The following is a 13,209-nucleotide window of genomic DNA, read 5'->3' as shown; positions in this document are numbered from 1 at the left end:
CCATGGAAAAGCTGCTCAAGCTCTGGCAGAGCACCGGCCTGTACCATCTGGAACCCGGCCAGGCCTTCATGATCGCGGTGTGTCTGCTGCTGATCTACCTGGCCGTGAAGAAGGGCTTCGAACCGCTTTTGCTGGTGCCTATCGGCTTCGGCGGGCTGCTGTCGAACATCCCGGTGGCCAACATGGCCGAAGGCGCGGGGTTTCTGCACCTGATCTACGAAGTGGGCCTGCCGACCAGCATCTTCCCGCTGCTGATCTTCCTCGGCGTCGGCGCCATGACCGACTTCGGGCCGATGCTGGCCAACCCCAAGACCCTGCTGCTCGGCGCCGCGGCGCAGTTCGGTATCTTCGGCACCCTGATGGGGGCGCTGGCGATCACTGCGCTGGGTATTCCGGGCATGGAGTTCACCCTCAAGGAGGCTGCGTCCATCGCCATCATCGGCGGGGCGGACGGGCCTACCTCGATCTTCGTCACCTCCAAGCTGGCGCCTGACCTGCTCGGCCCCATCGCCGTCGCGGCGTACGCCTACATGGCCCTGGTGCCGCTGTTGCAGCCGCCGATCATGCGCGCCCTGACCACCAAGGAAGAACGCTCGATCGTGATGCAGCAGCTGCGTCCGGTGGGGCAGACCGAGAAGATCATCTTCCCCATCGTGCTGTGCATCCTGATCGGCATGCTGCTGCCGGACGCTGCGCCGCTGATCGGCATGTTCGCCCTCGGCAACCTGCTGCGTGAATGCGGTGTGGTCGAACGCCTGGCCGATACTTCGCGCAACGCGCTGATCAACATCGTCACCATCTTCCTTGGCCTGACCGTGGGCTCCAAGCTGTCGGCGGAAGCCTTCCTGCAGCTCAAGACCCTGGGCATCCTGCTGCTGGGCATGGTCGCCTTCTGTGCCGGCACCGCGGCCGGTGTGCTGATGGCCAAGCTGATGAATCTGTTCAGCAGCAACAAGGTCAATCCGTTGATCGGTTCGGCCGGGGTCTCCGCGGTACCGATGGCTGCGCGGGTCTCGAACAAGGTCGGGCTGGAGTCCAACCCGCAGAACTTCCTGCTCATGCACGCCATGGGTCCGAACGTGGCGGGGGTGATCGGTTCGGCGGTGGCGGCGGGGGTGCTGCTCAGCTTCGTCGGCTGACCGACAGGCGACCGTCGTGTCGCAGGCATAAAAAAACCGGCTCAAGGCCGGTTTTTTTCATGGGTTCGCTTCAGGCTTCTTCGGCGGCCATTTCCACGTCATGGGCGATCAGCGCGACCAGGGCGTTCTGCTGACGGCGCGACAGCTGGCGGAAGCGCTGCAGCAGCTCACGCTCGTGCAGGCTCAGCTCGGGGCTGTCGAGACGCAGGCTGAGATCCTCATCCAGAGCGCCTTCCTGAAGCATGCTCTGCTCCAGACGGGCGATGATTTCAGAGTTCATGCTGCGGTGATGGTTGCGTGCTACGTCAGCGATACGCTCACGCATGCCATCTGGCAAGCGAACGACGAATTTGTCAGCCGTGCGGCTGGAATAAGTAGCCTGTTTCATAGGGCGCATACATTACCGGTTAGTTCAGGGAGCGATACTGGTGGTCAGTGTCGAGATTGTCACCGGTTTGACAGTGTTTCGCACTAGCCGTTCAACCGGTACCGCGTTCTGCGTCATTATGACCATTCGGTCATCTGAACAGTTCCTTGACGCCAAATACGTGTCGCATTGTGGTGCAGGTGGAGGCTTTATGCCAGCACCGACTGTCAGAATTGCGCAGTATTCGGCAGAAGTCGCGTTCGTGCTGTGCTCGGTATTTGAAATTTAAAGTTTCGGTCACTCAATTGTCATCCCCGGTTCACCGGGCTGACACAGGCTCTGGCTACCTTGGTCTACACCAGATGGCAGCCGGGTGCTGCCTTCTCATATCGACAATGATAGTAGAGAGCCAGCATATGAGCGCAGCCATTCGAGTCGACCGTCTCAACAAGACCTTCGGGCGCAAGCAGGCCCTGTTCGACCTGGCGCTTTCCGTGCAGCCAGGGGAGATGGTCGCCCTGATCGGGGCGTCCGGCTCGGGCAAGTCGACCCTGCTGCGGCACCTGGCCGGCCTGGCGCGTGGCGACGATGGCTGCATCGAGGTGCTCGGCCGCCAGGTGCAGGCCGAAGGTCGCCTGAGCGGCGATGTGCGCCGTCTGCGCGCCGACATCGGCTACATCTTCCAGCAGTTCAATCTGGTCGGGCGCCTCAGCGTGCTGCAGAACGTGCTGCTCGGCGGCCTGGGGCGCATGCCGCGCTGGCGTGGCAGCCTCAGTCTGTTCAGCGCCGAGGAGAAGCAGCGGGCCATGGACGCGCTGGAGCGCGTCGGCCTCGCCGAATTCGCCGCGCAGCGGGCTTCGACCCTGTCCGGTGGCCAGCAGCAGCGGGTGGCGATCGCCCGAGCGCTGTGCCAGCAGGCCGAGGTGATTCTCGCCGACGAACCCATCGCCTCGCTCGACCCCGAGTCGGCGCGCAAGGTGATGGAGATTCTCGCCGACATCAATCGCCGCGACGGCAAGACCGTGGTGGTGACCCTGCATCAAGTCGACTACGCCGTGCGCTATTGCCAGCGCGCGGTGGCCCTCAAGGGCGGGCGCATTCATTTCGACGGCCCGACCCAGGACTTCAATCCCGATTTCCTCAACGACCTCTACGGCGGCGACCTCGACATCAGTCTGCTGCTGCCGCAAGGCCAGCGCCCGCGTGCGCTGGAGCGTCCCCTGGCACTGGCCAAGGCCTGACGCCGCTGCCTCCATCCGAAACAACAACGCCAACCCGCAACAGGAGTGTGCTCCATGTTCAAACGCATCGGCCAGGTGCTGGCTGCCTCTGCGCTCGTAACCGGTTCCCTGCTGGGCTCGGCCCAGGCTGCCGAGGAACTCAACTTCGGCATCATCTCCACCGAGTCCTCGCAGAACCTGAAATCCATGTGGGATCCCTTCCTGGCCGACATGAGCAAGCAGACTGGCGTGAAGATCAACGCCTTCTTCGCTCCTGACTACGCCGGGATCATCCAGGGCATGCGCTTCGACAAGGTCGACGTGGCCTGGTACGGCAACAAGTCGGCCATGGAAGCGGTGGACCGTGCCGGTGGCGAGATCTTCGCCCAGACCGTCGCGGCCAATGGCGCCCAGGGCTACTACAGCCTGCTGGTGGCGCACAAGGACAGCCCGATCAACTCGGTCGAGGACATGCTCAAGAATGCCGCGAACCTGACCTTCGCCAACGGTGATCCGAACTCCACCTCTGGCTACCTGGTGCCGGGCTACTACGTGTTCGCCCAGAACAACGCCGACGCCGGCAAGATCTTCAAGCGCTCGCTCAACGGCAGCCATGAGGTCAATGCCCTGTCGGTCGCCAACAAGCAGGTCGATGTCGGCACCTTCAACAGCGAAGGGATGGAGCGTCTGGAAGTCACCGCACCGGACAAGGCCGCACAGCTGAAGGTCATCTGGAAGTCGCCGCTGATTCCGTCCGACCCCATCGTCTGGCGCAAGAACCTGCCTCAGGAAACCCGCGACAAGCTGCGCAATTTCTTCATGACCTACGGCGCCAAGCCGGAGGAGAAGAAGGTGCTCGCCGGTCTGCAGTGGGGCCAGTTCCGCGCTTCGGACAACGACCAGCTGCTGCCGATCCGTCAGCTCGAGCTGTTCAAGAAGCGCACCGAAGTGGCCAACAGCACCACGCTAAACGAGGCCGACAAGCAGGCTCAGCTCAAGGAGCTGGATGCCGAGCTGGCCAAGCTGCAGCAACGCATGGCCGAACTCGAGAAGAAGAGTGGCGCCAGCGCCGGCTGACCCCGAGAGCCGTCCCGCCCTGGTGGGGCGGCTCGTTCCGTGAACCTGTCCATGACCTCGCGAGCTGGAACCCTGCAACACCGATGGCGGCCCCGCAGATACAGGCGAGAGCACTCCGAGCCCGGTTTTGCAGCAACAGGGCCGACGCGCAGCAGGTTGTGAACAGGTTCTGAATGAGTGATCGAGAGTTACCCATGACTACATTGACCACCGCCACCCCGATCGCCGATGGCAAGCGCAGCTGGCTGCAGCTGATCGGCTGGGGGCTGTTCTTCGCCGTGCTTGCCTGGTCCTGGCAGGGCGCGGAAATGAACCCGCTGGCGCTGGTGCGCGATGCTGGCAACATGTCCACCTTCGCCGCCGATTTCTTCCCGCCGGACTTCAGCAACTGGCGGCACTATCTCAAGGAGATGGTGGTCACCGTACAGATCGCCCTGTGGGGCACCGTACTGGCCATCGTCTGCGCCATCCCGCTGGGCATCCTCTGTTCCGAGAACATCGTGCCCTGGTGGGTCTACCAGCCGGTACGCCGGGTGATGGACGCCTGCCGTTCGATCAACGAAATGGTCTTCGCCATGCTCTTCGTCGTCGCGGTCGGCCTCGGCCCCTTCGCCGGCGTGCTGGCGCTGTTCATCAGCACCACCGGGGTGCTGGCCAAGCTCTTCGCCGAGGCGGTCGAGGCCATCGACCCGGGACCGGTGGAAGGCGTGCGTGCCACTGGCGCCAGCGCGCTGCAGGAGGTGATCTTCGGGGTCATCCCGCAGGTCCTGCCGCTGTGGATCTCCTACTCGCTGTACCGCTTCGAGTCCAACGTGCGCTCGGCCACGGTGGTCGGCATGGTCGGTGCCGGTGGTATCGGTGTGATCCTCTGGGAGGCCATTCGCGGCTTCCAGTTCGGCCAGACCTGCGCCGTGCTGATCGTGATCATCCTGGTGGTGAGCTCCATCGACATCCTCTCTCAACGCCTGCGCAAGCTCTTTATCTGAAGGAGAAGGAGGGCGCCTGTGTGCGCCCTTTTCGAACGATGAACTTGTCTAGACAAAACGAGCCGCTGTACCGCGAACTGGCTGGCGTGCTGCGCGAGGAACTGCAGCGCATGAGCCCGGGCGACTACCTGCCGGGTGAGATGCAACTGGCCGCGCGCTTTTCCGTCAACCGCCACACCCTGCGCCGGGCGGTGGACGAACTGGTCCTCGAAGGCCGCCTGTTGCGCCGTCAGGGCAAGGGCACCCAGGTGCTGGCCAGGCCGCTGGTCTATCCCGTGGAGGCGGGCAGCGCCTTCAGCCAGTCGCTGTCGGCCCTCGGGCACCGGGTCGAGGCACGCCTGATCGAGCGCCTGTGCCGTACCGGCAGCAGCGAGGAGTGCCGTCATCTGCAACTGCCCGATGGCAGCGAGCTGATCGAACTGGCCACCCTGCGCCTGCTCGACGGCCAGCCGCTGAGCCTGATTCGCCACCGCTTCTGCGCCAGCCTGGCGCCGCTGCTGGCGGACTACCAGGGTGGCTCGCTGCGCCAGTACCTGGCCGAACGCGACCTGCCGCTGGTGCGCACCTTCAGCCTGATCGGCGCGCGCCTGCCCAGCCGTGAGGAGGCCGCGCACCTGCTGATGCCGCGCCATGCGCCGCTGCTCAGCGTGCTCACCCTGTCCCGCGATCCTTCTGGTCGAGCGGTGGAGCTGGCGCAGTCCAGCAGCCGCGCCGACCGCTTCCAGTACCAGGTAGCGACCTGATGGAGACCCGCATGAACGACCTTGACTCGAACACCGTCGCGCGCCAGCGCTGGATGGGGGTGCTGGCCCGCGCCGGCCAGGCCCTCGATGCCCATGAAGCGGCGCTCAGGGATAGCGCCTACCAGCTGATCCGCGCGCCCGAGGTGGGCATGACCCTGGTGCGCGGGCGCATGGGCGGCACCGGCAGCGCCTTCAACCTGGGCGAGATGACCGTCACGCGCTGCGTGGTGCGCCTGGCTGACGGCCGTACCGGCTACAGCTACCTGGCCGGCCGCGACAAGCGCCGCGCCGAGCTGGCGGCCCTGGCCGATGCCCATCTGCAGGGCAGCGACCAGGCCCGCTGGCTCAGCGACCTGATCGAACCCCTGGCCCGCCAGCAGCGCGAACAGCGCCTGGCCCAGGCCGCCCGCACCGCCACCACCCAGGTGGAGTTCTTCACCCTGGTCAGAGGAGAGGATTGATGAACACGCCGCACAGCTCGCACTGGCTGCAACCGGCTTTCGATGACCCGGTGCTGGATGCCCAGGTCAGTTTTCGCGCCGCACTCAATGCCCTGGCCGAGCCAGGACAGCCGCGCACCATGGATCGCGCTCACCCACTCGGTGACCTGGCACCGGCCACCTATGGCCTGTGCCTGGCCTTTCTCGACAGCGACACGCCGCTGTGGCTGGCGCCGCGTTTCGATACGCCACTGATTCGCGCCAACCTGGCCTTTCACTGCGGCTGCCCGATCGTCGACGACCGCGAGATCGCCCTGTTCGCCCTGCTCGACGAGAGCGAGCTGGTCGACCTGTCCGACTTCGACAACGGCAGCGAGCGATACCCCGACCAGTCCTGCACGCTGCTGATCCAGCTCGATGACCTGCACGCCGGCGCAGCCCTGCGCTGGCGCGGGCCGGGCATCAAGGACGTGCGCAGCGTCAGCCTGCAACTGCCGGCCGGCTTCTGGCCGCAGCGCCAGGCCCGTAGCGCATTCCCGCGCGGGCTGGACTGCTTCTTCGCTGCAGGCGCCGAGGTCATCGGCCTGCCGCGCAGCACCCATGTGCTGATCGAAACCGAGGAGGCAGCCTGATGTATGTCGCCGTCAAAGGTGGCGAACGCGCCATCGACAACGCTCACCAGCTCCTGGCCAGCCGCCGTCGCGGCGATAGCAGCATCGCCGAGCTGGAGGTGGAGCAGATTCGCCAGCAACTGCCACTGGCCGTCGCCCGTGTGATGAGCGAAGGCTCGCTGTACGACGAAGAGCTGGCCGCGCTGGCCATCAAGCAGGCCGCAGGTGACCTGATGGAGGCCATCTTCCTGCTGCGCGCCTACCGCACCACCTTGCCGCGCTTCGGTGCCAGCGAGCCGCTGAACACCACGCAGATGCAGCTGGAGCGACGCATCTCCGCGACCTTCAAGGACCTGCCCGGCGGCCAGCTGCTCGGCCCGACCTTCGATTACACCCATCGCCTGCTGGACTTCGCGCTGCTGGCCGAGGGCGAGTATCCGCCGCCGCCGTCCGGCGCGCAGGACGAGCCGAGGCCCTGCCCGCGGGTGCTGGATTTCCTCGCCGAGGAGGGGCTGATGGCGCGCGAACAGGACGATGCCGCGCCGGTGCCGGACATCACCCGCGAGCCGCTGGCGTTCCCTTCCAGCCGCGCCGAGCGCCTGCAGGCACTGGCGCGGGGTGACGAGGGCTTCCTCCTGGCGCTGGGCTATTCCACCCAGCGCGGCTACGGGCGCAACCACCCCTTCGCCGGAGAGATCCGCATCGGTGACATCGAGGTGTGGATGACGCCGGGCGAGCTGGGCTTCGCCGTGCCGCTGGGCGACATCGAAGTGACCGAGTGCGAGATGGTCAACCAGTTCGTCGGCGAGAGCGCCGAGCAGGCGCAGTTCACCCGTGGCTATGGCCTGGCCTTCGGCTACGCCGAGCGCAAGGCCATGGGCATGGCGCTGGTCGACCGTGCCCTGCGCGCCGGCGAGTACGGCGAAGAGGTGCAGGGCCCCGCGCAGGAAGAGGAATTCGTGCTGATGCACTGCGACAACGTCGAGGCCGCCGGCTTCGTCTCGCACCTGAAGTTGCCGCACTACGTCGACTTCCAGGCCGAACTGGAACTGATCCGCAAGCTGCGTCGCCAGGCGCCGGCAGAGGAGAACCGCTGATGAACCCTTCGACCACCAGCGGCGCCCGCGAGGCGTCCGCGTACAACTTCGCCTACCTGGACGAACAGACCAAGCGCATGATCCGTCGCGGCCTGCTCAAGGCCGTGGCGATCCCCGGCTACCAGGTGCCGTTCGGCGGCCGCGAGATGCCGCTACCCTATGGCTGGGGCACCGGTGGCATGCAGCTGACCGCCGCCATTCTCGGTCGTGACGACGTGCTCAAGGTCATCGACCAGGGCGCCGACGACACCACCAACGCGGTCTCGATCCGTCGCTTCTTCGCGCGTACCGCAGGCGTCGCCACCACCGAGCGCACGCGGGAGGCCAGCGTCATCCAGACCCGCCACCGCATTCCGGAAACGCCGCTCGCAGCCGGGCAGATCATGGTCTACCAGGTGCCGATTCCCGAGCCGCTGCGCTTCATCGAGCCGTCGGAGAGCGAGACGCGCACCATGCATGCGCTGGAGGACTACGGCGTGATGCACGTGAAGCTGTACGAGGACATCGCCACGTTCGGCCACATCGCCACGGCCTACGCCTACCCGGTGACGGTGGACGAGCGCTACGTGATGGATCCGTCGCCGATCCCCAAGTTCGACAACCCCAAGCTGGACATGAGCCCGGCACTGATGCTGTTCGGTGCCGGCCGTGAGAAGCGCCTGTACGCGGTGCCGCCCTATACCCGTGTCGTCAGCCTGGACTTCGAGGATCACCCCTTCGCCGTGCAGCAGTGGGACGAATGCTGCGCGTTCTGTGGCAGCAGCGAGTCGTTCCTCGACGAGCTGATCGTCGACGACGCCGGCAGCAAGCGCTACGTCTGCTCCGACACCGACTACTGCCGCCAGCGCACCGAGGAGAGCCTGCAATGAGCGCCGCCGAACGTCTGCAACCTGCCCTGGAAACGGCCGAGCCGCTGTTCTCGGCGCGTGACCTGACCCGCCTGTACGGCCCGGAGAAGGGCTGCCAGGGCGTGAGTTTCGACCTCTATCCCGGCGAAGTGCTGGGCATCGTCGGCGAGTCCGGCTCGGGCAAGTCCACCTTGCTCAGCCTGCTGTCCGGGCGCTGCCTGCCGGATCGCGGCGCGGTGCGCTATCGCGGTCACACGGGGCAATGGCTCGACCTCTACAGCGCCAGCGAAGCCGAGCGGCGCACCCTGCTGCGCACCGAGTGGGGCTTCGTCGAGCAGAACCCGCGTGACGGCCTGCGCATGGCGGTGTCGGCTGGCGCCAACATCGGCGAACGGCTGATGGCCCAGGGCGTGCGCCACTACGGCGAGCTGCGCGCCGCCGGGCTCGACTGGCTGAGCCAGGTGGAGATCGACCCGGCACGCATCGATGACCTGCCGCGCACCTTCTCCGGCGGTATGCAGCAGCGCCTGCAGATCGCCCGCAACCTGGTCTCCGCGCCGCGCCTGGTGTTCATGGACGAGCCGACCGGCGGGCTGGACGTGTCGGTGCAGGCTCGCCTGCTCGACCTGCTGCGCGGCCTGGTACGCGAGCTGGACCTGGCGGTGGTGATCGTCACCCACGACCTGGCGGTGGCGCGGCTGCTCGCCGACCGACTGATGGTGATGCGCCGCTCGCATGTGGTGGAGGCGGGGCTGACCGACCAGATCCTCGACGATCCGCAGCATCCCTATTCGCAACTGCTGGTGTCGTCGGTGCTGCAGCCCTGAACGTACCGCGCACTGGGGAAACGTAGGGTGGATGACGCTCTTCTCATCCACCAGCGAATCACCACCGGTGGATGGATAAAGCGCCATCCACCCTACGACAGATGGGCGTTTCTCCCCTCTCCCGCGACTGGGGGAGGGGGCAGACCGTGCCTAGCGTATTCGAGGTGTGTATGAACAACCTGATCGAGGTCACCGGCCTCAGCAAGACCTTCACCCTGCACCAGCAGAACGGCGTCGTCCTGCAGGTGCTGCGTGACCTGAACTTCAGCGTGCGTGGTGGCGAGTGCCTGGTGCTGCACGGCCAGTCCGGCGCGGGCAAGTCGACCCTGCTGCGCACTCTGTACGGCAACTACCTGGCTGCCGGCGGCAGCATCCGCATCCGTCACCAGGGCGAAGCGGTGGAACTGGTCGGCGCCGAGCCGCGCCAGGTGCTGGCGGTACGCCGGCAGAGCCTGGGCTACGTCAGCCAGTTCCTGCGGGTCATCCCGCGGGTCTCGACCCTGGACGTGGTGATGGAGCCGGCCCTGTCGCGCGGCTGGGTGCGCAGCGATGCCGAGGCGCGGGCCAAGGCGCTGCTGACCCGGCTGAACATCCCCGAGGCGCTCTGGCAACTGGCGCCGGGCACCTTCTCCGGCGGCGAGCAGCAGCGCGTCAACATCGCCCGCGGCTTCATGGTCGAGTGGCCGCTGCTGCTGCTCGACGAGCCCACCGCCTCGCTGGACGAGACCAACCGCCAGGTGGTGCTGCAGCTGATCGCAGAGGCCAAGGCCGCTGGCAGCGCACTGATCGGCATCTTCCACGACCGTGCTGCCCGCGAGGCGGTGGCCGATCGTTACCTGGACATGAGCGCCGCTGCGGCGCAACCGGAGTACGTGTATGTCGTCTGAACAGATTCTCAGCAATGCCCGCATCGTCACCGCCGATCGCGAGTTCCTCGGCTCCGTGCTGCTGCGCGACGGGCTGATCGCCGCCGTCGACGAGGGCGCCAGCCAGCTGGCGCAGGCCCAGGACCTGGGGGGGGACTACCTGTTGCCGGGGTTGGTGGAACTGCACACCGACAACCTGGAGAAACACATGAGTCCGCGCCCCGGGGTGGACTGGCCGTCGGCGTCGGCGGTGCTCACCCACGACGCCCAGATCGTCGCCGCCGGGATCACCACGGTGTTCGATGCGCTGTCCATCGGTGACATCAACCCGCGTGGTCGGCGCATGCAGCAATTGCCGGCGATGATCGAGGCCATCGCCGCCGCCGAGGCGGCCGGGCAGACCCGTGCCGAGCACCGCCTGCACCTGCGCTGCGAGCTGTGCCACCCCGATGCGCTGAGCCTCTATCGCGATCTGGTGGAGCACCCGCTGGTGTCGCTGGTGTCGGTGATGGATCACTCGCCGGGCCAGCGCCAGTTCGCCAAGGTAGAGAAGTACCGCGAGTACTACATGGGCAAGTACCACCTAAGCCCGGCGGAGATGGAGGAGTTCCTCCAGGAGCAGATCGCCAATTCGCGCCAGTACAGCGACCGCCAGCGCCGCGCCATCGTCGAGGACTGCCATGGCCGGGGCATCTCGGTGGCCAGCCATGACGACGCCACCTTGGCCCATGTGCAGGAGTCGGCCGACTTCGGCATGGCCATCGCCGAATTCCCGACCACCCTGGAGGCGGCCGAGGCCAGCCACCAACTGGGCCTGAAGGTGCTGATGGGGGCACCGAACGTGGTGCGAGGCGGTTCGCACTCCGGCAATATCGCCGCCGCCGAACTGGCGCGTCACGGTGTGCTGGATATCCTTTCCAGTGACTACTATCCGGCCAGCCTGCTGCACGCCGCCTGGCTGCTGGCGGGGCAGGACAACGACTATGATCTGCCTGCGGCCATCGCCACCGTGAGCCGCGCACCGGCCAGGGCGGCCGGCCTGGACGACCGTGGCGAGATTCGCGTAGGGTTGCGCGCCGACCTGCTGCAGGCCAGGGCGCATGGCGAACAGCCGGTGATCCAGCAGGTATGGCGGCAAGCACGAAGGGTGTTCTGATGCAGGGCAGGTTGATCTATCTGATGGGGCCTTCGGGCTCGGGCAAGGACAGCCTGTTGCAGGCCGCCCGTGCGCCGCTGGAGGCGCACGGCTGCCGTTTCGCCAGGCGGGTGATCACCCGTAGCGCCGAGTCGGTGGGCGAGGACGCCGTGGGCGTGACCCCGGCCGAATTCGAGCGCCTGGAAGGCGAGGGCGCCTTCGCCCTGAGCTGGCGTGCCAACGGCCTGGCCTATGGCATCCCGAGCGAGATCGACGCCTGGCTGAACAGCGGGCAAGACGTGCTGATCAACGGTTCGCGCGGCCATCTCGAGGCCGCCCGTCAGCGCTACCCGCAACTGCTGGCGATCCTCCTGCGGGTCGATGAGTCGGTACTGCGCCAACGCCTGCTGGCCCGTGGCCGGGAGACGCCGGAGCAGATCGAGCAGCGCCTGGCGCGCAGCCGCAGCTTTGCCCTTGTGGGAGGGGCTTTAGCCGCGACTGTCGCCGCTGAAGCGCCTCCCACGGAGTCCTTTGCAATCGTGGACAACTCCGGCCCCTTGCCACAAACCGTCAAGCGCCTGCTGCAACTGCTCGACGAGGCGCGCCAATGCGCCTGACCCTGCTCGGCACCGGCGATGCCCGCCAGGTGCCGGTGTACAACTGCAGCTGTGCGGCCTGCGACGCGGCGCAGGTCTACCCGTCACGCCGCCGCCGGCCCTGCTCGGCATTGATCGAATGCGGGACGCAGCGCTGGCTGATCGACAGCGGCCTGAGCGACCTGACCGAGCGTTTTCCACCGCACAGCTTCGACGGCATCCTGCAGACGCATTACCACGCCGACCACGCCCAGGGGCTGCTGCACCTGCGCTGGGGCCAGGGTCTGGTGATCCCGGTGCATGGCCCGGATGACCCGGAGGGTCTGGCCGACCTGTACAAGCACCCCGGCATCCTCGATTTCAGCCAGCCTTTCGCGGCCTTCGAGCGTCGCCAGCTGGGCGAGCTGACCGTCACTGCCGTGCCGCTGACCCACTCCAGGCCGACCTTCGGCTACCTGTTGCAGGGGCAGGGCAGGCGCATCGCCTACCTCACCGACACCGTCGGCGTGCCCGAAGCCAGTTGCGCCGAGCTGCAGCGGGCGCCGCTGGATCTGCTGGTGCTCGATTGCTCCACCGCGCCACAACCGGTGGCGCCACGCAATCACAACGACCTGACCCGCGCGCTGGAGATCATCGCTCGCCTGCAGCCGACCCATGCGGTGCTGACGCACATCGGTCACAGCTTCGATGCCTGGCTGCTGGACCACCCCGATGCCTTGCCGGCAGGCGTCAGCCTGGCCAGTGACGGCCTGGTGCTGTAGCCCGGATGCAATCCGGGGGTATGCGGGGTGTGGGTGTCCGGCAGTGGATCGCTGTGGTGGATGGGTGAAGCGTCATCCACCCTACGGTCTGATACATCCGTAAATCGTGCGCGTAGCCCGGATGCAATCCGGGGATGTGCGGGGTGTGGGTGTCCGGCAGTGGATCGCTGTGGTGGATGGGTGAAGCGTCATCCACCCTACGGTCTGATACATCCGCAAATCGTGCGCGTAACCCGGATGCAATCCGGGGGTATGCGGGGTGTGGGTGTCCGGCAGTGAAGCGCTGTGGTGGATGGGTGGAGCGTCATCCACCCTACGGTCTGGTACATCCGCAAAGCGTGCGCGTAGCCCGGATGCAATCCGGGGGTATGCGGGGTGTGGGTGTCCGGCAGTGGATCGCTGTGGTGGATGGGTGAAGCGTCATCCACCCTACGGTCTGATACATCCGCAAATCGTGCGCGTAACCCGGATGCAATCCGGGGGTATGCGGGGTGTG

15 protein-coding genes are annotated in these 13,209 nt (G+C 66.5%); 14 read left to right on the top strand and 1 reads right to left on the bottom strand.

All coding sequences use genetic code 11. From position 1 onward, the window contains the following. Positions 1 to 2: 2 nt before the first annotated feature. On the top strand, positions 3 to 1,139 hold the full coding sequence (locus tag EPK82_RS07295; RefSeq protein ID WP_037057128.1) for a sodium ion-translocating decarboxylase subunit beta: 1,137 nt from the start codon (positions 3 to 5) through the stop codon (positions 1,137 to 1,139). 70 nt (positions 1,140 to 1,209) lie between these two features. On the opposite strand, the gene EPK82_RS07290 is transcribed toward EPK82_RS07295, so the two are convergent. Further along, entirely contained in the window at positions 1,210 to 1,536 is a 327-nt protein-coding gene (locus EPK82_RS07290; protein ID WP_037057131.1) for an Arc family DNA-binding protein, read from the bottom strand. 386 nt (positions 1,537 to 1,922) lie between these two features. On the opposite strand from EPK82_RS07290, the gene phnC reads away from it, so the two are divergent. From phnC to phnP, 13 genes are all read left to right on the top strand, one after another. After that, positions 1,923 to 2,747 carry a phosphonate ABC transporter ATP-binding protein gene (gene phnC, locus EPK82_RS07285; RefSeq protein ID WP_037057134.1) on the top strand — a complete coding sequence of 275 codons (825 nt, stop codon included), beginning with the start codon at positions 1,923 to 1,925 and terminating at the stop codon, positions 2,745 to 2,747. Positions 2,748 to 2,801: 54 nt separating this feature from the next. Next, positions 2,802 to 3,803 carry a phosphonate ABC transporter substrate-binding protein gene (gene phnD / locus EPK82_RS07280; RefSeq protein WP_037057138.1) on the top strand — a complete coding sequence of 334 codons (1,002 nt, stop codon included), beginning with the start codon at positions 2,802 to 2,804 and terminating at the stop codon, positions 3,801 to 3,803. Positions 3,804 to 3,997: 194 nt separating this feature from the next. Next, positions 3,998 to 4,789 carry a phosphonate ABC transporter, permease protein PhnE gene (phnE, locus tag EPK82_RS07275; RefSeq protein WP_037057140.1) on the top strand — a complete coding sequence of 264 codons (792 nt, stop codon included), beginning with the start codon at positions 3,998 to 4,000 and terminating at the stop codon, positions 4,787 to 4,789. Positions 4,790 to 4,809: 20 nt separating this feature from the next. After that, positions 4,810 to 5,532, top strand: coding sequence for a phosphonate metabolism transcriptional regulator PhnF (gene phnF / locus EPK82_RS07270; RefSeq protein WP_080757062.1), 723 nt, complete (start codon positions 4,810 to 4,812; stop codon positions 5,530 to 5,532). An 11-nt stretch (positions 5,533 to 5,543) separates the two neighbouring features. Then, positions 5,544 to 5,993 carry a phosphonate C-P lyase system protein PhnG gene (gene phnG / locus EPK82_RS07265; protein WP_037057144.1) on the top strand — a complete coding sequence of 150 codons (450 nt, stop codon included), beginning with the start codon at positions 5,544 to 5,546 and terminating at the stop codon, positions 5,991 to 5,993. Continuing rightward, complete coding sequence (phnH, locus tag EPK82_RS07260; RefSeq protein WP_037057147.1) at positions 5,993 to 6,604, top strand: phosphonate C-P lyase system protein PhnH; 612 nt, start codon at positions 5,993 to 5,995, stop codon at positions 6,602 to 6,604. The genes phnG and phnH overlap by 1 nt, the downstream gene beginning before the upstream one ends. Continuing rightward, positions 6,604 to 7,680, top strand: coding sequence for a carbon-phosphorus lyase complex subunit PhnI (locus tag EPK82_RS07255; RefSeq protein WP_037057155.1), 1,077 nt, complete (start codon positions 6,604 to 6,606; stop codon positions 7,678 to 7,680). Before phnH ends, EPK82_RS07255 begins: the two co-directional genes overlap by 1 nt. After that, entirely contained in the window at positions 7,680 to 8,549 is an 870-nt protein-coding gene (locus EPK82_RS07250) for an alpha-D-ribose 1-methylphosphonate 5-phosphate C-P-lyase PhnJ (protein WP_037057161.1), read from the top strand. The genes EPK82_RS07255 and EPK82_RS07250 overlap by 1 nt, the downstream gene beginning before the upstream one ends. Further along, positions 8,546 to 9,355 carry a phosphonate C-P lyase system protein PhnK gene (phnK, locus tag EPK82_RS07245; RefSeq protein WP_037057164.1) on the top strand — a complete coding sequence of 270 codons (810 nt, stop codon included), beginning with the start codon at positions 8,546 to 8,548 and terminating at the stop codon, positions 9,353 to 9,355. The genes EPK82_RS07250 and phnK overlap by 4 nt, the downstream gene beginning before the upstream one ends. Positions 9,356 to 9,525: 170 nt before the next feature. Then, entirely contained in the window at positions 9,526 to 10,242 is a 717-nt protein-coding gene (gene phnL, locus EPK82_RS07240) for a phosphonate C-P lyase system protein PhnL (RefSeq protein ID WP_134676187.1), read from the top strand. Further along, entirely contained in the window at positions 10,232 to 11,377 is a 1,146-nt protein-coding gene (locus EPK82_RS07235; RefSeq protein WP_047587854.1) for an alpha-D-ribose 1-methylphosphonate 5-triphosphate diphosphatase, read from the top strand. Before phnL ends, EPK82_RS07235 begins: the two co-directional genes overlap by 11 nt. Then, positions 11,377 to 11,973 (top strand): phosphonate metabolism protein/1,5-bisphosphokinase (PRPP-forming) PhnN, encoded by a 597-nt coding sequence (gene phnN / locus EPK82_RS07230; protein ID WP_134676186.1) that lies wholly within the window; start codon positions 11,377 to 11,379, stop codon positions 11,971 to 11,973. The genes EPK82_RS07235 and phnN overlap by 1 nt, the downstream gene beginning before the upstream one ends. Next, the gene (gene phnP, locus EPK82_RS07225) at positions 11,964 to 12,713 is read left to right on the top strand and encodes a phosphonate metabolism protein PhnP (RefSeq protein ID WP_134676185.1); all 750 of its coding nucleotides are present in this window, start codon (positions 11,964 to 11,966) and stop codon (positions 12,711 to 12,713) included. Before phnN ends, phnP begins: the two co-directional genes overlap by 10 nt. The last annotated feature ends 496 nt before the right edge of the window (positions 12,714 to 13,209 follow it).

This window comes from Ectopseudomonas khazarica (genome assembly GCF_004521985.1).
Classification (GTDB): Bacteria; Pseudomonadota; Gammaproteobacteria; order Pseudomonadales; family Pseudomonadaceae; genus Aquipseudomonas; species Aquipseudomonas khazarica.
Note: the sequence above shows the minus strand (reverse complement) of the source record. Positions and strands in the feature narration are given on the sequence as shown.